This is a genomic window from Actinomyces lilanjuaniae, from assembly GCF_003606385.1.
Classification (GTDB): domain Bacteria; phylum Actinomycetota; class Actinomycetes; order Actinomycetales; family Actinomycetaceae; genus Actinomyces; species Actinomyces lilanjuaniae.
On sequence record NZ_CP032514.1, the window covers coordinates 250,927 to 271,845 of the forward strand.

Sequence of the window (20,919 nt, forward strand, 5' to 3'; positions counted from 1 at the left end):
GCTGCCTGCCCGCGTAACTGCCCTGCTCCCGTGCGCCGCTGCGGCCTGGTTGCGCTGCGGTGTGGTGGCACCGCGCGTCGCCTGCCTGCCACAGCCTGACCCTTCCTGCTCGTCTGCCTGACCTGCCTGGTCACCCGCCCCGTTGCTCGCGCAGTCCCTGCCAGTAGTCCAGGTGCTGGCGGATGCTGCGCTCGTGCCCGTGGTCGGTGGGCTCGTAGAGCTGCTGACGCTGCTGGCGCGGCGGGAGGGCCTGGGGCATGTAGTCGGCTCCGGAGAAGCCGTCCTCGGCGTCAGGGTCGTACTGGTAGCCCTCGCCGTAGCCGAGCTCCTTCATGAGACGGGCGGGGCCAGCGAGCCGGTCTGGCGGGCCAGGGCCGTGGCCCGCCCCAGCCCCCGGTAGACCGCTACGGACTTCGGGGCGGTAGCCAGGTAGACCACGGCCTGGGCGACAGCCAGCTCACCCTCGGGGGACCCCAGCCGCTCGTAGGCGTCCCAGGCGGCCAGGGCGGTCGTGAGGGCACCGGGGTCGGCCAGCCCGACGTCCTCGCTGGCGAAGCGCACCAGGCGCCGCGCCACGTACAGCGGGTCCTCCCCGCCCGCCAGCATGCGGGCCAGCCAGTACAGGGCGGCGTCGGGGTCGGAGCCGCGCATGGACTTGTGCAGGGCCGAGATAAGGTTGTAGTGCTCCTCGCTGGACTTGTCGTACAGGGGCGCCCTGGAGGCGACGACGGCGGTCAGTTCCTCGACGTCGAGGACACCCGTCCTGCCGGTTCCAGGCCCGTCGGCGTTCGTCCCGGGACTGCCGGGCTGGCCTGCGGGCTCGGGCTCACTGGTGCCGTCCACAGTGTCCGGGCTGGCGGCGGGTCCTGGTGGGGCGGTCGCGGCGAGCACCTGCTCCACCATGCCCAGCAGGTAGCGGCCGTCGCCATCGGCCATGGACAGCAATGCCGCCCGGGCTGCGGGAGTCAGCGGCAGCGGCCCTCCGGTCAGGGACTCGGCGCGCCCCAGCAGGAGCTCCAGCGCGGGCTCGTCCAGGCGCCGCAGGACCAGGACCTGGCAGCGTGACAGCAGCGCCCCGTTGAGCTCGAAGCTGGGATTCTCCGTGGTGGCCCCCACCAGCACCACGGTCCCGTCCTCCACGTAGGGGAGGAACGAGTCCTGCTGGGCGCGGTTGAACCGGTGGACCTCATCGACGAAGAGCAGAGTCCCCTGGCCGTGCTGGCGGCGGCGGGTGGCCGCCGTGAACACCTTGCGCAGGTCCGCGACCCCGCAGAACGTCGCTGACAGCGGCTCGAAGGCCAGGTCGGCGCGCTCGGCCAGAAGGCGGGCGACCGTGGTCTTGCCGCAGCCGGGAGGCCCCCACAGGATGGTTGAGGACAGGCTGCCCGCCTCCAGCATCCTGCCCAGGGGTGCGTCGGGGGCCAGGAGGTGGTCCTGTCCGACGACGTCCTCCAGGCACTGGGGGCGGAGCCGGTCCGCCAGTGGCTGGGGGGCGGTGCGAGGCGACTTGGCTGGGTGCCTGCTCGCACCTGGTTGCGGCCCGGCGGGGCGGCCGGAACCAACGTCGGACTTCTTCGCAGTGGTGGCGTCCGGCTCGGCGACGTGCGGCGCGGCGTCGAAGAGGGACGGAGGCTCCATAGCGGTCATACCACCAGCCTAGGTCGCAGGTGGGTGGTCCTGGCCGGGTGGTCGCTCGGGGTGGAGGGGCTTCCTTTCGGGTGCGCCTCGCCCCATCCTGGTGTGGTACCGGGAGACGGGAGTAGCCCGAGAGTTCGTCAGGGGCTGGACGTGCTGGCGTGTCGTCCGCGTGAGGGGGACACTACGAGTCCGGGGGGCAGCGGCTGGGGGACTGGAGGCTCAGGCTCCGTCCGTGTGTGCCCATGCCCTAGCCGTGCAGGAATGTCGTGCAGGAAGAGGGAAGACGGTGACCTTCACACCTACGGCCACGTCCACGGCGACGTCCGCGGCGACGTCCACGGCGACACTGCCGACGCCGTCCCAGGTCTCTGTCACCGGTCCGTGCGACCCTCCTGTGGCAGGCTCTGCCGAGCTGCGTGCCTACTGGGTGGAGCCCGACACCCTGGCCTGGCCCGTGTCGCTGCTGCCACGGGGTACGGGGCGCGAGGACGTTGTGGACGACGACGGCAGTCCTAGTGCCGGGGCGGGACTGTCGCTAAGCCTCGTGGTGGCCTCCCGGGGCGGCGCGCGGGTGGTCAGTGGCGCGGTGCGCGGCACCGACGGCCTGCCTGACCCGGTGGTCCTGCCGCTGAGGGTCGCGGGGGACCTGCCCCGCAGGGTCCTGGAGAACCGTCCCAACCTGGAGGGCTACATCGCCCTGACCCTGGTGGACGACGAGGGCGCTTCCAGGCTTGAGGAGGCTGCTGTTCGGGAGGCCCTGACCGGGCAGCTCCTCGTGGTGCAGCGGGTGCAGGTCCCTGCCGGTAATGCCAGTACTAGCGCTAGCGGCTCCAGCAGCTCCAGCAGAACCGGAAGCGGCTCCAGCAGAACCGGAAGCAGCTCCGGCAGCGGCGGCTTCGACAGCGCCGAAGAGGTTTCTAGCCTCGGTGAGGAGGCCGCAGGCCCCCCAGGTCCTGGCGAGGGCGTCGTCGACGCAGTCACCGGTGTCCAGACAGCCATCGTCCTCGACCACCTCTACGCCGACGCCGCCCGGCGCGCCGAGCTGGGCGTCTCCTTCTCCCAGGGGCGCCCCTCCTTCTCCCTGTGGGCGCCCACCGCTAAGTCGGTGACCCTCCTCAGCTGGCCGACCGGCGACCCCACCGGCTCTGTGCCCCAGGTAGCCGGGCCAGCGGTGCGTACCCCCGCCGAGCGGGGTGAGGACGGGTGCTGGCGCGTGCCTAACCGCGACGCCGCGATCCCGGCTGGCAGCCAGTACCTGTGGGAGGTGGAGGTCTACGTCCCCGTGACCGGGCGGGTGGAGACCAACCTGGTGACCGACCCCTACTCCGTCGCCCTGACCGTGGACTCCGCCAGGTCTGTGGCCGCTGACCTGTCCGACCCCCGGCTGGCCCCCCGCCGGTGGACCGATGCCCCCGCGCCGGTGGTGCCCAATGACGCCTCCCGCAGCATCTACGAGCTGCACGTGCGCGACTTCTCCGCCGCAGACACCACTGTCCCGGCCAGCAGGCGCGGAACCTACAAGGCCTTCACCCTTCCCGACTCCGCTGGCATGAGGCACCTGAGCAGGCTGGCCCGCGCCGGGCTGAGCACCGTCCACCTCTTGCCCGTTTTTGACATTGCCACGATCCCGGAGCGGCGCACCGGGCAGGCAGTCCCCGACGTCCCCGTTCACGCCGGCCCCGCCTCCACCGACCAGCAGGCCGCGATCACCGCCGTCGCCGACACCGACGCCTACAACTGGGGCTACGACCCCTTCCACTGGATGGTCCCGGAGGGCTCCTACGCCACGGACGGGCACCAGGACGGGGGTGCGCGCACGGTCGAGTTCCGGGAGATGGTCGGCGCGCTGCACGCCGTGGGACTGCAGGTGGTGCTTGACCAGGTCTACAACCACACCTCGGCCTCGGGGCAGGCGCCCACCAGCGTCCTGGACAAGGTGGTGCCGGGGTACTACCACCGCCTGGATGCCGTCGGGAAGGTCACCACCTCCACCTGCTGCGCCAATACCGCCACCGAGAACGCCATGGCGGAGCGGCTCATGGTCGACTCCGTCCTGTGGTGGGCCAGGCACTACAGGGTGGACGGGTTCCGCTTCGACCTCATGGGCCACCACTCCCGCGACACCATGGTGCGGCTGCGTGAGGCGCTGGACCGCCTCACCCTGGCTGACGACGGCGTGGACGGGCGTGCCCTCTACCTCTACGGTGAGGGGTGGAGCTTCGGGGAGGTTGCCAGCAACGCCCTGTTCACCCAGGCCAGTCAGGGCCAGCTGGACGGCACCGGGATCGGCACCTTCAACGATCGCCTGCGCGACGCGGTCCACGGGGGCAGCCCCTTCGACGTCGACCACCGTGCCCGCCAGGGGTTCGGCAGCGGGCTTGTCACCGACCCCAACGGGCACGACCACCGCAGCCCGGCCGAGCAGGCAGCGGACCTCGCCTACCGCACCGACCTGGTCAGGCTGGGGCTGGCGGGCAACCTGAGGACCTACGGGCTGACCACCGCGGAGGGGGCGGTCAGGCGGGGCGAGGAGCTGGGGTTCAACGGGTCGGTAGCGGCCTACGCCAGCGCCCCGCAGGAGAGCGTCAGCTACGTGGAGGCCCATGACAACGAGACGCTCTACGACCTGCTGGCCTACAAGCTGCCGCGCAGGACGACCATGGCCGACCGGGTACGCATGCACATCCTCTGCCTGGCCACGGTGACCCTGGGGCAGTCGCCCGCCTTCTGGGCGGCCGGTACCGAGCTGCTGCGCTCGAAGTCCCTGGACCGGGACTCCTACAACTCCGGGGACTGGTTCAACGCGGTGGACTGGACCGGGCGGGACAACGGCTTTGGCCGGGGGCTGCCGCCTGGGGAGCGCAACCGTGAGCGCTGGGGGGTGCAGTCCGAGCTGCTGGGTGAGCCGTCCCTGGTCCCCTCACCTGCCTATATCGCCACGGCGCGCGACCAGGCCCTGGATCTGCTGCGCCTGCGCGCCTCCACCCCCCTGTTCTGGCTGGGGGACCCCGGCCTGGTCCGCGAGCGGGTCAGCTTCCCGGGGGCGGGGCCGGGGGCGCTTCCCGGCGTGGTTGCCATGCTTATTGACGATCTTATTGACGATACTGGCTCTCACGGCTCCAGCGGCTTCCAGGACATCGACCCTGCGCTGGACGGGGTCCTGGTGGTGTTCAACGCCTCGGCAGCCAGGGTCGCCCAGCCGCTGCCCGCCCTGGCGGGGCGTGACTTCCGGCTCTCCCGCATCCAGGAGGAGGGCGCGGACGGGGTGGTCCGCACGACTCGCTTCGACCCGGTCTCAGGCACGGTGAGCGTCCCGGCGCGCACGGTGGCGGTGCTGACCCAGGCTCAGGTGTGAGTGTGGGGTGGCAGTGCCCTGCGTGGCGTGAGCAGCCGCCTGACGTGGAGGACTTCAGCAGTGTCCTGGGTGCCAACTACAAGCAGGACGGTGTCTCTCTCGTGCAGGACTACGCGCGCGTGCTCTCCAGGGTTGTACATTGCTCTTGGGCGCAACGAGCCCCCAGGCAGCGAGGACCAGCAGGCGCTGGATGACCTGAGCAGCCAGATAGCGGCTCTTGCGGAGAAGGAGGAGGGCCGTGGCATCCAGGACTGACCATATGAAGCAGTTCATGCTCATCTATGACCGTGACCGTGACGAGCTCATCCACCAGGAGTTCGGCCAGGACGTCGATGCTGCGACCACCGCGTACCGGGCCGCCGAGATCGAGTACCACGACCAGCCGCAGATGAACATCGTGCTGGTGGGGGCTGACTCCCTGGAGACCGTCAAGGTCACCCACAGCACCTACTTCCCCGGAGCCAGGAAGAGGATGCTCGACCAGATCCGCCAGCTCAGCACCCTCTGACACCTGATTCCTCTGATACCTGATTACTGAGCGGTCCTGTCACGTGGGGCGCCCTGCTGCCCGTCTGGGTGGTAGGAGCCTGCTTGCTTACGCAGTGGGCGGTACCACCCGGTACGGCTCAGGCGGTGCCGCGCCGCTTGCCGACGACGTCAACAGCCACGGCCACCAGCAGCACCAGGCCCTTGATCGCCTGCTGCCAGGCGGAGTCCACCGCCATGATGGACAGCCCCATGTTGAGCACCCCCATGATGAGGGCGCCGATGATTGCCCCCGAGACCCGGCCGACCCCTCCGCTGACGGCCGCCCCGCCGATGTAGGCCGCGGCGATGGCGTCCATCTCGTAGAGGTTGCCTGCCGTTGACACCGCCGCCCCGGCCCGTGAGGTGGTCACGACCGCTGCCAGCGCCGCCAGGAACCCCATGTTGACGAAGACCAGGAAGTCGACGCGCCGCGTGCTGATCCCGCTGAGCCGGGCGGCCTTGAGGTTGCCACCCACGGCGTAGACGTGGCGTCCCAGCACTGTGTGGTTCATGACGAAGGAGTAGACCAGCACCACGACCCCCACGATGACCAGGACGGTGGGCGTGCCCCCGGCTGAGTAGGCCAGCAGCGCGGTGAGGAGGCCGACCGCCACGGTGAGCACGGCCAGGCGCACAGCCAGTGTCCTGACCGGCTCGACATCGCGCCCCGCCTCCCGGCTGCGCCGTCGGGCGCGCAGCCGGGAGTAGATGAACCCAGCCACGGCCAGCACGCCGATGAGGATCGTTACCCCGTCAAAGTTCCTGAGGTAGCCCAGCCACGGCGGCAGGGAGCCGTTGGCGATCGCCACCAGGCCCGGCGGCAGGCCGGAGACGGTGCGCTGGACCAGGACCACGGTCAGGCCCCGGAAGATGAGCATCCCCGCCAGGGTCACGATAAAGGCCGGGACTCCTACGAAGGCAACCCAGAACCCCTGCCAGCACCCGATGAGCAGGCCCAGGGCGACGGCGGCCAGCACCGCCGCCGGCCACGGCACGCCCGCACTGACCACCAGTAGGCCGATGACGCCGCCGATGAACCCCACCTGGGAGCCCACGGACAGGTCGATGTGGCGGGCGATGATGACCATGACCATGCCCACGGCCAGGATCATGACGTAGGCGTTCTGCTGGATGAGGCTGGCCACGTTGTTGGGGGAGAGCAGCAGCCCGTCCGTCAGCACCTGGAAGAAGGCGATGATGGCGACCAGGGCGGCGAGGATCCCGTACTGGCGCAGGTTGTGTCCCAGGTATGCTCCCACGGTGCTCATCGCGTCTCCTTGCGCTGGGTGGTGGTCCCTGTGGCGGTCCCTGTGGGGGTGGTGGCTCCGGGGCTGGTGGTCTCGGCGGTCATGAGCCGCATGAGGCCCTCCTGGTCCGCCTGGGCCCGGGGCAGCTGCCCGGTGACACGGCCCTGGCTCATGGCGTAGATGCGGTCGCAGGTCCCCAGCAGCTCGGGCAGCTCGGAGGAGATGACCAGGACAGCCTTGCCCGCCTGCGCTAGCTCGTTGATGATCTGGTAGATCTCATACTTGGCGCCGACGTCGATGCCCCGGGTCGGCTCGTCGAGGATGAGGACGTCGGGGTCAGTGAGCATCCAGCGGGCCAGGACCACCTTCTGCTGGTTCCCGCCGGACAGGGAGCCCACCGGGTCCTCCAGGGAGCCCGTCTTGATCCGCAGGCTGGTGCGGTACTCCTCAGCCACCTTCCGCTCCCTGCCGGAGTCGACGACGCCGTGGCGCGACACCCGGCCCAGGGCCGCTGCCGTGGTGTTGGTCTTGACGTCCTGGATGAGGTTGAGACCCAGGTCCTTGCGGTCCTCAGGGACGTAGGCCAGCCCGTGGCGGATGGCAGCCGCCACGGTGGAGGTGGACACGGGCCTGCCCTCCTTGAGCACGGTCCCGGAGATCCTCGTCCCCCAGGAGCGGCCGAACAGGCTCATGGCCAGCTCGGTGCGTCCGGCCCCCATGAGCCCAGCCAGCCCGACGACCTCTCCCCGGGCCAGGGTCAGCGCGGCGCCGTTGACGACCGTGCGGGAGGGGTCGGCGGGGTGGTGGACGGTCCAGTCACGTACCTCCAGGAGGGGCGCGTCCGCGCGGGGGCGCGGCACAGCGCTCCCGCTGCCGTCCCCGCTGCCACCGGGGCCTGAGCCCTGAGCGGCGGGGTCGGCCTGGGCAGTGGTACCTGTCTGGGCGAGGCCGGTGCTGCCCCGGGGGCGGGTGCGCTCGGGGTAGCGGCTGGACAGAGGACGGCCCACCATGAGGCGGATGATCTCCTCCTCGTCGATGCCTCCCGGTCCCTCCAGGGGCGCGGTCCGCACAGTGCGCCCGTCGCGGATGACGGTGGCGCGCTGCGCGACCCGGCTCACCTCCCCGAGCTTGTGGGAGATCAGTACCATCGTCATCCCCTGGTCGCGCAGCCCTGTCATGAGCCCGAGCAGGTGGGCGGAGTCCTCGTCGTTGAGCGCCGCGGTGGGCTCGTCCAGGATGAGCAGGCGCACCTGCCTGGACAGGGCCTTGGCGATCTCGACAAGCTGCTGGCTGCCCACGCCGAGGTCGCCGACCCGCGTGCGGGGCGGGACCGACAGCCCCACCTGCTCCAGCAGGGCTGCGGCGGCCTGGCTGGTGGCCTCCCAGTCGATGACGCCGTGGCGGGCGCGCTCATGACCCAGGAAGATGTTCTCTGCCACGGACAGGTGGGGGCTCAGGGCCAGCTCCTGGTGGATGATGACGATTCCGGCCGACTCGGAGTCGCGCACGGAACGGAACTGGCGCACCTGGCCGTCGTAGACGATGTCGCCGTCGTAGGTGCCCCGCGGCCACACCCCCGACAGGACGTTCATGAGCGTGGACTTTCCCGCCCCGTTCTCCCCGCACACGGCGTGGATCTCGGCGCGGCGCACCTCAAGGCTGACGTCGTCAAGCGCCTTGCGAGCGCCGAAGGACTTGGTGATATGGCGCATCTGGAGGATGGTCTCAGCAGTCATGACAGGCTCCTTCCTGGGTGCCTGCCCGGGCGGCCGCCGACCCGGCGGCGGCGTGGCGCCGGCGGTTCACAGCCCCACCTCCTCGGCGGTGTAGTAGCCGGAGTCGACGAGTACCTCGGTCACGTTGTCGGCGTCCACGGCCACCGGGTCCAGCAGGTAGGAGGGGACCACGGTGACGCCGTTGTCGTAGGAGCTGGTGTCGTTGACCTCTACCGTGGACCCGGTGGCGACCTGGTCCACCATGACGGCGCAGCGCTCGCCCAGCAGCCGGGTGTCCTTGAAGATGGTCATGGACTGGCGCCCGGAGACGATGCGGGCGACGTTGGCCTGGTCGGCGTCCTGGCCGGTCAGCACCGGCCAGTCAGCCTCCCCGTAGCCCGCCCCGCCCAGGGCCTGGCTCACTCCCAGGGCGATGGCGTCGTTGGGGCACAGGACCACCTCTACGCGGGTGGTGGTGCTGTAGAAGGAGTTGAGCCGGTTCTCCATCTCCGACTGGGCGGTGGTGTTGGACCAGGCCTGGATACCGATGGACTGCCAGGCCTCCACCGAGGAGGGCATCTTGCCCGAGGGGCAGACCAGCTGGCCGGAGCGGATGTAGGGGTCCAGCTCGTCCCAGGCGCCCTCGAAGAAGAACCGGGCGTTGTTGTCGTCCGGACTGCCGGCGAAGGGCTCGAAGTTGAAGGGGCCCTGGCCGTCGTCGAGCCCCAGGGCCTCGATGATGTAGCGGCCCTGCATGGCGCCGACGTTGTAGTTGTCGAAGGTGACGTAGTAGTCCACCGACTCGGTGTCACGGATGAGGCGGTCGTAGGCGATGACGGTCACGCCCAGGCTCGCTGCCGAGGTCAGGACCGGGCTCAGCGCGGAGCCGTCGATCGCCCCGACGACGACAGCGGCGGGGGCCTTGTTGACCATGGTCTGGATCTGGGAGCTCTGCTGCTCCACCTTGTTGTCGGCAAACTGCAGCTCGACGGTGTAGCCCTTCTCCTCCAGGAGCGTCTTGAGGTTGGCACCGTCGCGGCTCCACCGCTCCAGGTTCTTGGTCGGCATCGAGATGCCGATGAGGGCGCCCTGACCACCTGCTGCGTCGCCGCCGTAGCCTGCCGTGCGCTCGGCGGTGCAGGCAGCCAGCGTGGGCAGGCCGGGCAGCGCCAGCAGGCCCAGTGTCGCGGCGCAGGTTGCCAGGAGCGTCCTGCGGGTGGTGCCGGGTGAGGCCTGCCGGGCACGGTACGGCGGGCGGGATGTGGTGGTGGGGACTGTCGTCGTGCTGGCAGGGGGTGGTCTGTGGGTGGTGGTGCGTGGCATCGAGGCCTCCTTGCCTTGAGTGCCTGGGGCAGCGTGACAGCGGTGTCGCTCAATATGTTTTATGATAAGTCTAATTGGGGCGTGGCGCAAGGGGAGTGCAGGGTGGGGTGCGGGGAGGCCGCCGCGTGCTCGACCTACGCCCTGGAGGCCTGGCCTCGTCGCACGGCCTCCAGCGTCAGGGTGGCTACGTCGGTCACCCTCACGTCAGCGCCCTCGCTGGCCACGCCGTCAGACAGCATCGTGGTGCAGAAGGGGCAGGCGGTAGCGACCACCTGAGCCCCGGTGCCAACAGCCTCCCGGGAACGTTCCACGGCGACGCGTGTCCCGATGGTCTCCTCCATGAAGGCGCGCGCCCCGCCACCCCCGCAGCACAAGCCCCGCTCCTGGCTGCGGGGCATCTCCACGGTGGTCGCCCCGGTGGCCTGGAGGAGCTCACGGGGAGGCGAGTAGACCTGGTTGTGCCGCCCCAGGTAGCAGGCGTCATGGTAGGTGACCAGGGGCGTGGCCGCCCCGGTGCTCGCGGCCGCAGTGGTGACCTGTTCAGTGTCCTGCCCGGTGGCCCCCCCGGTTCCGGCGGCGCCTGCCGCCGCACCAGTCTGGGGTGGTGCCGGACGCAGCCGCCCCTCGCGGACCAGGCGGCTCAGCAGCTGGGTGTAGTGCAGGACCTCGTAGCGGCCCCCGACCTGCGGGTACTCCCGGGCGATCGTGTTGAAGCAGTGAGCACAGCTGACCACGATCCGCTGGGCCCCCGCCTCCCGCAGGGTCTCCACGTTCTGGGCGGCCAGCACCTGGTAGAGGATCTCGTTGCCTGCGCGACGGGCCGGGTCGCCGGTGCAGGTCTCCCCCTCACCCAGGACCGCGAAGCTGACCCCGGCGGTGTGGAGCAGCTCGGCCACGGCCCGGGTGGTCCGCCTGGCCCGGTCCTCGTAGGCGCCCGCGCAGCCCACCCAGAACAGGTAGTCCACCTCGGAGGCGTCCTCCACGTCCACACCCACCACCGGCACCTCGAAGTTCAGGCCCTTGGCCCACTCCATCCGCTTGCGCGCAGGCAGTCCCCAGGGGTTGCCCCGCGACTCCAGCCTGCGGAACATCTGGCCCAGCTCCTTGGGGAAGGCCGACTCCATGAGGACCTGCTGGCGACGCACGTCAACGACGTGGTCCACGTGCTCAATGTCCACCGGGCACTGGTCCACACAGGCCCCGCACATGGTGCACGACCACAGCACGTCCCCAGGGATGACTGCACCTGCCAGCGGGGCGGGCCGGGTCGCCACCCCTGTCTCGCTGGGTGCGGCCCTGGCCGCCAGCAGGGCGCCCAGGACGTCGCCGGTGTGGGCGGTCCCGGGCTCCAGGCCCAGACTGGTCTGGCGGGCCAGGCCGTCGCGCATCCCCGCCACGCGACCCACCAGACCGCCGGAGACCGGGCGCGAGGCCAGCGCCTCCTCGGTGACCTCGTCGGGGGCTACCCCCAGGGAGGCGGCCGCACGCAGGTAGGGGGCCGCCGCTGCGTGGTGGTCGCGCAGCGCCATGACGAAGAGCTTGGGGCTCAGCGGCTTGCCGGTGTTCCAGGCCGGGCACAGGTCCTGGCAGCGTCCGCACTCGGTACAGGTGGAGAAGTCCAGCAGCCCCTTCCACGTGAAGTCCTCGATCCGCCCCACGCCCAGGCGCAGCTCCTGGCCGGAGTCCTCGGCCGCCTCCATCGCCTCCTCAAGCTGGTCCAGCGTGTCCGCGCTCAGGGGCTGGCCGTCGACCTCTATGGGCTGGAGGGGGCCCAGGGCCTTGGAGCCGTCCGTCTCACGCCGGGCGTAGATGTTGACAAAGGCCAGGAAGCGGTGCCAGGCCACGCCCATGGAGGGCTGCAGGCCGACCACCACGAACCAGCTCATGGACAGCACCACCTTGACGGTGGCCACCACCATGACCGACGTCTCCAGCGCCGAGGTCCCCAGGGGTGTCAGGAGCGGTCCGCTCCAGGCGGTCAGGGGGAAGTGCGTCCAGGTGGCCAGGGCGCGCTGGGAGGCCTCGGGGACAGGGCCAGCAGGGCGTGCTCCAGCATGCGCAGCACGATGACGCAGGCCACCACACCGATGATCGTGGCCTCCACGAACCGTGCCTGGGAGGATGTCGAGCCGGAGAAGCGGGGGTGCGGGGGCGTCGGCCGCCCTGGGAGTCGGCCGCGTAGGGAGGGGCGGCTCGACCGGCGCGCGTCAGGCGCCAGCGCAAGACGCTCAGGCCCGTGATGCCTGCCAGGGACAGCCAGCCGATGCCCTCCGTCACCCACCCCCACCAGGCGGTGTGGCCGATCAGCGGCAGGGCGAAGGACGCCCCGCCCAGCACCTGTCCGTAGCCGCTGACCAGGGTGAGGAAGAGCAGGGGGAAAGAGACCATGACCAGCCAGTGGGCCGCCCTGATGAGGGGGCGTCCTCGGAAGGCACGGTGGTTGAGGGCAGCCGACAGCGACAGCCACATCCGTCGTCGTAGCGGTCGCAGGCGCTGGGACCCGACCGGGCGGCCCACTGCCATCCGGGCCGCAATAGTGAAGCAGGCGCGCGCGAAAACCGTGGTACCGACTACCGTGGCGAGGACGACGATGACGGCACACACGACCTGGACGGTGCTCATGCGTGGTGTCCTCCTCGGGTGGGCGGGTGCTGACGGCAGCGGGAGGCCGCGCGGTAGGGGTTCCTGCCCCTGCTGGGGTGGTTGCCGGGGCTGGTGCCGCGTCAGGCCGACGACGCTGGTGACAGCCTACTCGGCGGGCGGGGAGCGCCTCGCGTGGGGCGAGTGCTTGCGTGAGGAGCACCACTGGTGGGCGGGGCGGTCATGGTCGGCGACAGCGGCGTCGGCTCCCGATGACGGCCCGCCCCCTGGGAGTGCTGGGCACCCCTGTGACGGCCAGGCCCCTTGACCTGGAGGGCTTCTCCCTGTTGCCTGTGCCTGGAGAGCCGGTGAAGGCCTGCCCGCCCGGCTCTTTGGAGCTCAGCCAGCACTGCCACCGTGCCCGGCCACCGACCCAGAGACCAGAACCAGCGACCCACGACCCCAGGAGCAGCCGATGGCATCACGATCAGCACGCCGCAAGTCCACGCCCAGGGGCGGCGTGCGCCGCAGGCCCTCCTCCCGGGGCGCCGCGCCTACCGCGCAGTTGACGCGTGTCACCCCCAGGCGTCTGGAGCGCGCTGTGGCCTCCCTCCACCTCCCCTACTCCCTGACCCCCGACAAGGAGGTCAGGGTCATGGCGGACTCCGGGGTCGTCAGCCTGGTGGCAGAGGCGAGCATGCTGAAGGTGGGGGCGTGGTGGCTCCCGCAGGCCCCGCTGAGCCTGGAGGTGCCGCTGGTGGTCGTTGCCAACGGCTGGAATCTCCGCCGGGGTGTGCCGGTGGCGGGTGTGACCGAGGTGGGTACCGGCGGGGCGCTGCTCATGACCGCCAGCGCGGTGGTTCCCGTGGGTGCGGGTCTGAGCGACGCCCAGCTCCTCCACGTGGTGGAGGACGCCACCGAGGACTGTGTGGGCTTTCTCAGTCACCTGGAGGAGGTGTTTCCGCAGACGCGCTTCAACGCGATGGCTGCCTCCGTGGGCCTTCTTGACCAGGAGCGCGACGCCGTCAGGCTCTCCCCGGAGGAGTCTGCCCACCAGGCCCGCGAGCTGGTGGAGCGGGCCAGGGCGGCGGCCGACTCTGACCTGGACCGCGCGGGCACCCTGCTGGTCGGAGCCATGGAGCACGCCGGCCGTGCTGGCCTGACCGCCCGGGACATAGGGGCCGACGAGCTCCTCGTCCAGCTGCTGGAGCGCTCGGTGAGAGACCGCAAGCCGGAGGAGGGGCGCCAGGCCGCCGTCGGCCGGAGGCTGCTGGAGGGGCTGCGTTCCGGTGGTGCGTCCCACGGTGCGTCATCTGGCGGCGCGTCGCCTGACGGCGCCGAGGCAGACGGTGCCGCCCCTGGCCACGGACCAGGTGGGGGCGCCCACAGCGGTGCTGACGGTGCGCGCCCGGAGGACGACGACCAGGGGGCGGGGCCGCACTGGGCTGTGACCATCGCCCGTGTCAGCGCCGTCTTGTCCGCAGCGGGCCGCAAGGTCGCTCACGACGACGCCGGAGTCCGGGAGCCCGGTCCGCAGGGCGGCCAGGTCCAGGAGGCCCAGGAGCAGGGTTCCCAGGCCGACTCGGGGAGCAGCCTGGTGGTCGAGGTCGGCGAGCACCAGGTCCAGGTCAGCCTGGAGGGAGACGACCTGGTGGTGCGCAGCCGCTGGGACGCCTCCGTGACAGGGCCGGTGGGTGAGGCTCTCCTGGAGCGCGCGCTCATGGTTGCTGCCGGGTGGAACGGGGCTGGGCAGGTCCTGGGGGCTCGCGTCGTCGCACCACAGGACGGCGCCGCGCTGGCGGACGACACTGCTGGAGGCGGGCTGGTCGTGGAGGGCTACGTGCGCTGGTGCGTTGCCTCCGGGGCCAGCGACAGCCAGCTGTCCCACATGCTGGAGGCGGCCCTGGTCGAGGTGGACTACCTGGCCCGATTCTGCGACCAGCACGTCACGACCCCGGAGACGGAGCACGAGGCAGACAGGCAGGCGGCGGGGCAGGACTGAGAGCCGGGCTGAGGCAGCGGGCGGGCTCGCCCGCCCGGTCGTTGGCCGGTCGTTGATGGGCCGGTCGTTGGGAGGGACTGGTGTGGCAGGGATAGCCGCTGGTTCAGGCCATGAGGTCTCAGGCCGTGGATGTCCTAGGCCTCGAGCGCCCGCTGCCCCTTGAGCGGGTCAACTGTCTTGCCGCCGTACCACTTGGCTGCCTGGCGCAGGCTCAGCTCGCGCACCAGGGTGGCGGCTGCACCGGAGATGACGGCGAAGGCGACGACCTCCGCCAGCCGGTAGTCCAGCAGCCGGTCGTCCTCCTGCGGGGCGGGCTTGCCGGTGGCTGCCCGCCAGCCGACGGAGATCAGCCTGTCCACGACAAAGCCTGAGGCGAGGGTGGCGACCGCGGCGGTCGCCCGCCACGCGATGTCGGTGGAGCGGGTCGTCGTGCTCTTCCTGGCCATGGGGTCCTCCTTAGGCGGCTGGCGGTGGGTCGGCAGCGGGCCGGTCTTGTCGTGTCCGATCATGCCCCAACGCGGGCCGACCGCGCACCGTCACGCACCGACAGCCGGACCGTCCCGCGACACATGCTCGCCAAGCCGTACCCGCCGGTCCTACCGGGAGGCGGTCCCCGGACCGGGGGTGGGCAGCGGCGGCATCGGTACCCAGCGTCCGTCTGTCCCGAGGCGCCACGGCCACTGCCGTGGCGTGGGCACCACCCGGCCCTGACGCACCAGGAGGCCGCCGGTCATAATCGAGACGTCCTGGACGACGTCGAGCATCGGGTCGCACTCCTTCTCGAAGGGGACGAGGCACTGGGTGAGGACCGCAAGGTCCCAGGAGGCAGGCGGCTCCACCTGGAGCACCCGGGCCACCTCGCGCCGGTCCATGACCATGGTGGGGCGCGCCAGGCTGAGGGCGGGACGAGTGGGCAGGGCGTCGATGAAGAAGGCGAGGGTGGAGACGGTGGGGTGGGTGCGGCGGCCGTGGTGGCCGTGACTGCCCTAGGGGCCGCCGCCCGGGGTCCCTGTCTCTGAGCAGATGCTGGGTGACGTACCCAGGGCTGTGCCTGGTCTGCTGGGAGCACGGGGCCTCCTCTCGCGGCTAGCTCACGGTGGGCTTGGGTGACGGGTCTGGGTCAGGGCAGGCGGGCTCGCTGGGCGGGTCCAGGTGGTGCGCCCGCTCTGCTACCTGCGCTCTGCTACCTGGCGGCGGCCCGGCCGCCTGGCTCAGGTCGGGCCGCCGGACGGGGCCACTGTAACCACAGCGTGACAGCCCGCAAGCACGGGAGGGTGGAAAGTGACCTGTCTCGCTGCTTGCAGCCGTCTTCTGACCGAGTTTGACACGGTTTCTACAACTGAACTGAGCAGGGGAGATGCTGGAGGGGTGGGGAGAAGCCACGGCATTCTGCCGCCAGGGTGACCTGCGGTGCCCTCCCGGTGTGGAGAGTGGAGTAACTGGAGGCGACCGGAGTTGTGGGAATCCTCAGATTTCATTTTAGTCTCCCAGGTTCCCTTCCCTGGTGCCAGGTGGGTCGGTAGCGTGCGCCGGGCACAGGTTCCGTGAGCCGACTTGAGGAGACATCGTGAAGTTCGGCATGGGCGTGTCCACCCTGGGGACGCTGACGAGGCAGACCTCGACCTCCAACGAGGACCTTGGCGGCCTGGTCAAGGAGCTGGTCGCCTCCGCCGAGCCCCTGGAGGGGCGGTTCAACGGGGTGGCTCGGGCCTCCTTCGACCAGTTCAAGAGCCGTACCGACGAGGTGGCCGCCGAGCTCAACAGCGCCCTGAGCGGCATCCTGGAGGGTATCGCGGGGATGGACACGGCCTTTGTCCAGGGGGAGCAGGACATGGCGGAGTCCACCCGTGCGGCGGAGTCCTCCGTCAGTTTTGACGCAGCACGGTTCGGCGGCCGCTAGCCGCAGGAGGGCGCGTGCGGTGCGGACCTGTGGCGGTCCACCACCAGCGGGGCCCAGACCGGGAGCCACTGGAAGCGATCAGGGACTGACGGACAACCAGAAAGGGATATGTCATGGCAAACAACACGGAGCAGCGCTCCTACGACACCGGGGCCTCCCAGGAGGCGCAGTCCAACTTTGAGCGAGTGGCCTCCCGTCTGGAGGCTCTCATCGGGCAGCGCGACGCCGACGTCAAGGCCGCGATGGCCCAGTACCAGGCCGACGGGGTGTCGGAGGAGTACCGGGGCAAGGAGCAGCGGTGGAGCTCGGCGGCCGGTGAGGTGCGCGGGATCATCACCACGATCCGCACCTCCCTCCAGACCACGGACGACGGGGCGCAGGCTGCGATCCAGCGCGCCAAGCAGTCCGTGGACAACATGGGCTGAGGGTGCTGGGCCGTGAGCTCCTGGGACATCGACCCCACCACGGTCTCCTCCATCCTGAACTCGGAGAAGGACCTGGCGGAGAACGACCTCACCGACGCGCTCAACGACGTCTCCACCGAGGCGGACAGTGCGATGGACACCTGCCTGGCGGCGACCACCCTCAACCCCGGGGGTGAGGCGCAGCTGGTGGCCTCCGCGATTTACGACTGGTTCTCCATGCACCAGGAGGAGCTGACGGGACTGGGAACCACCGTCGTGAACGTGACAACCAACACGGCTGACGCGGTGCAGTCCTACCTGGACCACGATGAGGACTCCGCGCTGGAGTTCCAGCGCGCCGCCACGTAGCGAGGGCGGAAGGCGGCGCGCGTAGCCGCAGCAGTGCCTGCTGACCAGGCGCCTGACCATGGGATGGCTGACAGAGGAGACGGAGGGGCGTCGTGGCTGCGGCACCGTTTGACGAGACGAGGATCCCGTGTCTGGAGTTTGACGTGGAGTCGCTGGACACGGCTGCGAGCAACCTTGAGACGAGGGCGGGTGACCTGCGGGCGGCGGGGGAGTCGGTCAAGTCCACGTGGGCGGGGATGCAGGTGTGCTACAGGGCTCCTGAGCAGGAGGTCTTGTACGCGGCGATGGACCCGGTGGCTGAGGACTCCGACACCCTGGCCACGGGTATCGAGTCGGTGGCCTCGGCGCTGTCCACCTTCGCTGACACGGTGTCGTCGCTGAGGACCCGGGCTCGGGCGCTCAAGGAGGACGTGCTGGCGTTCAAGGAGGAGATCGCGGGGGACCCGGAGTGGGACCACGACCAGGACCTGGTCAGCAGGAACAACGGGTTCATTGAGCGGGCCTCGGTGATCCAGGCGGACATGTGGGAGGCCGAGCGCGAGTGCGCCAACTCGATCCGGGCGCTGGACGGGCTGGCTGCCTACCAGGTGGACTCCGGGGCTGGGGGTGAGCTGGCCTACGGGTACTCGGCGGAGGACATGAAGGGTGCTGAGGGGCTGCCGTGGGGTGAGCGGGTGGACCGCCAGGACGGCTGCCTGAGGTCGGCTGGGACGGCGGTCAAGCGTTTCGTGTGGGACGGCCTGGTGGTGGACGGGATCGGCGGGTCGCTTGAGGCCCAGGCCAGCCTGGTGGGTGTCGAGCTCGGCGGGGAGGAGGGGTTCTTCAGCTTCAGTGGTGACACCGCCAGGCAGACCTGGCAGGGTCTGGCGGGCCTGGTAGGGGCGACGTGGGACCAGGACGGGGGCCTCAGCTTCCAGAGGGGGACCGCGGCTGAGGCCTGGAAGGAGGTGGGCAAGGGTCTGGTGGCGTGGGACATGTGGGGGCAGGATCCCGCCCGTGCGGCGGGCAGCGTGGTGCCTGACCTCGCAGTGGTGGTGGCTTTCGGTGCTGCGGGTGCGGCTGCTCGTGGTGGCGGGACTGTCGTGCGCGGGGCTGGTGGTCTGGGCAGGGTGTCGCGGGCGGCGCGGGCTGCTGTGGTGGCCCAGCGGGTCGCGGACTTCATGGACCCGGTGGGCACCGCGCTCAGCAAGGGGGCGAGCAGGGTCGCGGGCCTGGTGGCGACCCAGTTCGACTTCAGCGGGCTGGGTGAGGTCATGGACCGTGTCCGTGGCCGGGGCGGGTCCCAGGCCCCGGAGGTGCCTGGCCCGCACTCGGTGGACGCGGGGCCTGGGCGCGCGGGTGACCTGCCGGAGGTGGGTGGCTCGCGTGGTCACGGCCCCCACGGCGGGGACGCCGGGGGCGGGACCGGTGGCCGGGGCCAGGAGCTGCCCGGCCAGGAGGTGCCTGTCGGCAAGGGGGCTCAGGAGCCGTCTGCCTCCCACGGTGGTGGCCGGAGCGGCCAGGCCGACGGCGGGGAGGCCCCCTCCACCGCAGCGGTGACGCGGACGGTGCTGGTGCTCCTGGGGCTGGCGCGCGGGGCCGCCACGCGGACGGCGCTGACGGTGATGCTGCTGAGGCGGGCGCCCCCTCTGGGCGCCACCGTGCTGACGGCGACGCGGGTGGTGCCCACGGATCTGACCCTGCTGGTCACCCTGCTGGTCGTGGTGACAGCGCCGACGCGCAGGCCCCGGCCCGCAACCGCGCCGACACCGAGGGTGCTGAGGCGGGCGCCCCGTCTGGGCGCCACCGTGGTGACGGTGACAGTGGTGGTGCTGAGGGCTCTGGCCGTGCTGGTCACGACCGTGGTGAGGGTGCTGAGGCGGGTGCCCCGGCCCGCAGTCGTGCTGACGGCGACGCGGGTGGTGCCCACGGATCTGACTCTGCTGGTCATCCTGCTGGTCGTGGTGACAGCGCCGACGCGCAGGCCCCGGCCCGCAGCCGTGGCGACGGTGACCCTGCTGAGCCTGGTGCGCGGGGTCGCCACGAGGCTGACGCTGACGGTGCCGCTGAGGCGGGCGCCCCGGCCCGCCACCGTGCTGACAGTGACGGTGGTGAGGCGGGTGCCCCGTCTGGGCGCCACAGGGCTGATGGTGACCCTGCTGAGGCGGGTGCCCCCTCTGGCCGCCACAGGGCTGATGGTGATGGTGCTGGGGCCTCTGGTCGTGCTGGTCACGGCCGTGGTGAGGGCGCCGATGGTGAGTCCTCGGCCCGCCACGCGGCTGACGGTGCTGACGGTGCCGGTGGTCGTGGTGACGGCTCTGGTGGCTCCGGCCATGGTGGTGGCGGGGACGGCCCGTCCGAGCGTGGCAGCAGTGGCGCGGACGGTGACGGTGATGGTGGCTCCTCGGGTGATCGGTCTGTGGCCCAGCGGCTTGAGGAGCGTCGGCAGGAGGCTGACCAGGACGCGTTCAACCAGGAGCACCGGCCCCGGGTGGAGAGCACGGTGGAGGTCGGCAAGGGCAGTGACCTGGCTCCCCGTCACGACGAGCCGTTCGGGCGGGGTGTGGAGCTGGAGCCCAGCACCTGCTACCAGGTGGAGGGGCGGGGCAGCTTCTACACTGATGGGTCTGGTGTGGTGGTGCACGTGGAGGCGCACTCGGCGGTGGAGCGTCGTGGGTGGTGGGACATCCGTAGTCCTATGAACCCGGACCTGAGGGACCCTCTTCCGAGTGCGACCTACACGGTGGACGGGAGGTTCCACTACACCACGGACGAGTGGGGGCGCACGGTGCGCATCCAGGTGGACGGGCTGGACGAGGTCTCGGAGACTTACGACTCCTCCCGGGCGCGTAGGCGTATCGGCAACTACGGTGGTGACGGCTTTGACGGGGGCATCTGATTGCTCACCGGTTTGGTGGGGGCCGGAGGACATCAACGTGGTGCCTATGCGCAGAACCCTCAACCAGGGGACTGAGGGGATGTACCCGTACAGTTACAAGAAGCTCGAGGACGACATCGCCGCCAGCCAGGGAGCCTACGAGAACATCGACATCCGGATCGAGTACGACGGGCCACCAGGGGTGGAGCCGGGGACCTCGCTGAGCGGGGTGCCCCAGGCAGGCCGGGTGCCTGTGAAGTTTGAGGTCTACGCGACTGATGTGAAGGGTAGGCCGGTTGAGATTGACCCGTTTGTCAACAAGTGAGTGCTGCTAGGAGGGGTGTATGTCGTTTGACTGGCGTGCTGCGAGTGCGGGTGAGCTGCTGTCTCGTGTTGAGGAGGGGACGGCTGAGTGGCTGCGGGCTGAGGGCGGTGATGGCGTCCAGGTCCGGGTCCTGGGGATAGGTTTTCGCCAGTCCATCAGGATCGTGATGACGCGTGGTGGTGAGGAGGTGAGTGTGTTCATGCCTGACGAGATCGTCTCCGTCATAAGCGACCTGCGTGAGAAGCAGGTGGTTGCTGGGTGGGGTGCGTGGACGTGGTGTCGGCTGTGGATGGTGGCGGGGGAGTGGGTGCTGCACCAGGAGTGTGACTGGATGCGCGAGCCGGTGCTCGAGGGGCCTGCTGGTGGGCGTCCCCTCCGGGTATCTGTGCCCTGGAGCTGGAGCTCTACCCCGGGATGCGGAGAACATCCCCGGGTGGATGGCGGAGGGTGTGGCGGCCAACGAGAGACGGAAGGCTGCCAACGCCCGTCGTCGTGAGGCCAGGCGCGCCAAGAAGGAGAAGGAGCGTGAGCGCCAGGCAGCCAAGGCCCAGGCCGCTGAGGCCGCTTCGCAGGAGGCTGCCCAGTCCGCCGTCCAGGATGCTGCCCGGGGTGTGCCCGGTGCCGGGCAGGCCGGGGAGCCGTCCGGGGGCGAGCCGGAGTAAAGGGGGATGCTGCT

16 protein-coding genes and 2 pseudogenes are annotated in these 20,919 nt (G+C 70.6%); 11 read left to right on the top strand and 7 right to left on the bottom strand.

Annotation, left to right across the window (positions count from 1 at the left end):
• Positions 1-130: 130 nt before the first annotated feature.
• Positions 131-1,647: pseudogene (locus D5R93_RS01160) on the bottom strand (replication-associated recombination protein A).
• A gap of 277 nt (positions 1,648-1,924) precedes the next feature.
• On the opposite strand from D5R93_RS01160, the gene pulA reads away from it, so the two are divergent.
• The 3 genes from pulA (at position 1,925) to D5R93_RS01170 (ending at position 5,501) form a co-directional block, all read left to right on the top strand.
• A complete protein-coding gene (pulA, locus tag D5R93_RS01165) occupies positions 1,925-4,993 on the top strand; it encodes a pullulanase-type alpha-1,6-glucosidase (RefSeq protein WP_243106866.1) in 3,069 nt (1,022 codons plus the stop codon).
• 132 nt (positions 4,994-5,125) lie between these two features.
• Positions 5,126-5,248 (top strand): hypothetical protein, encoded by a 123-nt coding sequence (locus tag D5R93_RS14420; RefSeq protein ID WP_279221375.1) that lies wholly within the window; start codon positions 5,126-5,128, stop codon positions 5,246-5,248.
• The gene (locus tag D5R93_RS01170; protein WP_120203291.1) at positions 5,232-5,501 is read left to right on the top strand and encodes a hypothetical protein; all 270 of its coding nucleotides are present in this window, start codon (positions 5,232-5,234) and stop codon (positions 5,499-5,501) included. Before D5R93_RS14420 ends, D5R93_RS01170 begins: the two co-directional genes overlap by 17 nt.
• 118 nt (positions 5,502-5,619) lie before the next feature.
• Here D5R93_RS01170 and mmsB read toward each other — a convergent pair whose 3' ends face one another.
• The 4 genes and pseudogenes from mmsB to D5R93_RS01190 all read right to left on the bottom strand — a co-directional run bounded on the left by mmsB (position 5,620) and on the right by D5R93_RS01190 (position 12,428).
• Entirely contained in the window at positions 5,620-6,789 is a 1,170-nt protein-coding gene (gene mmsB / locus D5R93_RS01175; RefSeq protein WP_119836706.1) for a multiple monosaccharide ABC transporter permease, read from the bottom strand.
• The gene (locus D5R93_RS13725) at positions 6,786-8,504 is read right to left on the bottom strand and encodes a sugar ABC transporter ATP-binding protein (protein ID WP_243106867.1); all 1,719 of its coding nucleotides are present in this window, start codon (positions 8,502-8,504) and stop codon (positions 6,786-6,788) included. Before D5R93_RS13725 ends, mmsB begins: the two co-directional genes overlap by 4 nt.
• Before the next feature lie 66 nt (positions 8,505-8,570).
• Positions 8,571-9,806 (bottom strand): substrate-binding domain-containing protein, encoded by a 1,236-nt coding sequence (locus D5R93_RS01185; RefSeq protein ID WP_120203294.1) that lies wholly within the window; start codon positions 9,804-9,806, stop codon positions 8,571-8,573.
• A 134-nt stretch (positions 9,807-9,940) separates the two neighbouring features.
• A pseudogene (locus D5R93_RS01190) lies at positions 9,941-12,428 on the bottom strand ((Fe-S)-binding protein).
• A 433-nt stretch (positions 12,429-12,861) separates the two neighbouring features.
• Here D5R93_RS01190 and D5R93_RS01195 point away from each other — a divergent pair.
• Positions 12,862-14,388, top strand: a complete 1,527-nt coding sequence (locus D5R93_RS01195) for a hypothetical protein (RefSeq protein WP_162933753.1) — start codon at positions 12,862-12,864, stop codon at positions 14,386-14,388.
• 134 nt (positions 14,389-14,522) lie between these two features.
• Here D5R93_RS01195 and D5R93_RS01200 read toward each other — a convergent pair whose 3' ends face one another.
• Both D5R93_RS01200 and D5R93_RS01205 read right to left on the bottom strand, forming a co-directional pair.
• Complete coding sequence (locus tag D5R93_RS01200) at positions 14,523-14,834, bottom strand: DUF4235 domain-containing protein (protein ID WP_119836702.1); 312 nt, start codon at positions 14,832-14,834, stop codon at positions 14,523-14,525.
• Between the two features lie 150 nt (positions 14,835-14,984).
• Complete coding sequence (locus D5R93_RS01205; protein WP_120203299.1) at positions 14,985-15,266, bottom strand: hypothetical protein; 282 nt, start codon at positions 15,264-15,266, stop codon at positions 14,985-14,987.
• A 689-nt stretch (positions 15,267-15,955) separates the two neighbouring features.
• On the opposite strand from D5R93_RS01205, the gene D5R93_RS01210 reads away from it, so the two are divergent.
• The 7 genes from D5R93_RS01210 (at position 15,956) to D5R93_RS01240 (ending at position 20,905) form a co-directional block, all read left to right on the top strand.
• Positions 15,956-16,288, top strand: coding sequence for a WXG100 family type VII secretion target (locus D5R93_RS01210; RefSeq protein ID WP_119836700.1), 333 nt, complete (start codon positions 15,956-15,958; stop codon positions 16,286-16,288).
• Positions 16,289-16,401: 113 nt separating this feature from the next.
• On the top strand, positions 16,402-16,713 hold the full coding sequence (locus tag D5R93_RS01215; protein WP_119836699.1) for a pore-forming ESAT-6 family protein: 312 nt from the start codon (positions 16,402-16,404) through the stop codon (positions 16,711-16,713).
• 12 nt (positions 16,714-16,725) lie between these two features.
• A complete protein-coding gene (locus D5R93_RS01220; protein WP_119836698.1) occupies positions 16,726-17,061 on the top strand; it encodes a DUF6507 family protein in 336 nt (111 codons plus the stop codon).
• Positions 17,062-17,153: 92 nt separating this feature from the next.
• Positions 17,154-19,742: a hypothetical protein gene (locus tag D5R93_RS14425; RefSeq protein WP_120203301.1), complete on the top strand. Its 2,589-nt coding sequence runs from the start codon at positions 17,154-17,156 to the stop codon at positions 19,740-19,742.
• Positions 19,739-19,939: a hypothetical protein gene (locus tag D5R93_RS01230; RefSeq protein WP_120203304.1), complete on the top strand. Its 201-nt coding sequence runs from the start codon at positions 19,739-19,741 to the stop codon at positions 19,937-19,939. The genes D5R93_RS14425 and D5R93_RS01230 overlap by 4 nt, the downstream gene beginning before the upstream one ends.
• 46 nt (positions 19,940-19,985) lie before the next feature.
• Entirely contained in the window at positions 19,986-20,243 is a 258-nt protein-coding gene (locus tag D5R93_RS01235; protein ID WP_120203307.1) for a hypothetical protein, read from the top strand.
• Positions 20,244-20,680: 437 nt separating this feature from the next.
• Entirely contained in the window at positions 20,681-20,905 is a 225-nt protein-coding gene (locus D5R93_RS01240) for a hypothetical protein (RefSeq protein WP_120203310.1), read from the top strand.
• Positions 20,906-20,919 lie beyond the last annotated feature (14 nt).

Excerpts from the sequence above, each read along its gene's own strand:
- D5R93_RS01215 (WP_119836699.1), top strand. The coding sequence starts at position 16,402 with ATGGCAAACAACACGGAGCAGCGCTCCTACGACACCGGGGCCTCCCAG.
- D5R93_RS13725 (WP_243106867.1), bottom strand. The coding sequence starts at position 8,504 with ATGACTGCTGAGACCATCCTCCAGATGCGCCATATCACCAAGTCCTTC.
- D5R93_RS01185 (WP_120203294.1), bottom strand. The coding sequence starts at position 9,806 with ATGCCACGCACCACCACCCACAGACCACCCCCTGCCAGCACGACGACA.
- mmsB (WP_119836706.1), bottom strand. The coding sequence starts at position 6,789 with ATGAGCACCGTGGGAGCATACCTGGGACACAACCTGCGCCAGTACGGG.
- D5R93_RS01195 (WP_162933753.1), top strand. The coding sequence starts at position 12,862 with ATGGCATCACGATCAGCACGCCGCAAGTCCACGCCCAGGGGCGGCGTG.
- D5R93_RS01230 (WP_120203304.1), top strand. The coding sequence starts at position 19,739 with ATGAACCCGGACCTGAGGGACCCTCTTCCGAGTGCGACCTACACGGTG.
- D5R93_RS01205 (WP_120203299.1), bottom strand. The coding sequence starts at position 15,266 with ATGGTCATGGACCGGCGCGAGGTGGCCCGGGTGCTCCAGGTGGAGCCG.
- D5R93_RS01200 (WP_119836702.1), bottom strand. The coding sequence starts at position 14,834 with ATGGCCAGGAAGAGCACGACGACCCGCTCCACCGACATCGCGTGGCGG.
- D5R93_RS01240 (WP_120203310.1), top strand. The coding sequence starts at position 20,681 with ATGGCGGAGGGTGTGGCGGCCAACGAGAGACGGAAGGCTGCCAACGCC.
- D5R93_RS01235 (WP_120203307.1), top strand. The coding sequence starts at position 19,986 with ATGCGCAGAACCCTCAACCAGGGGACTGAGGGGATGTACCCGTACAGT.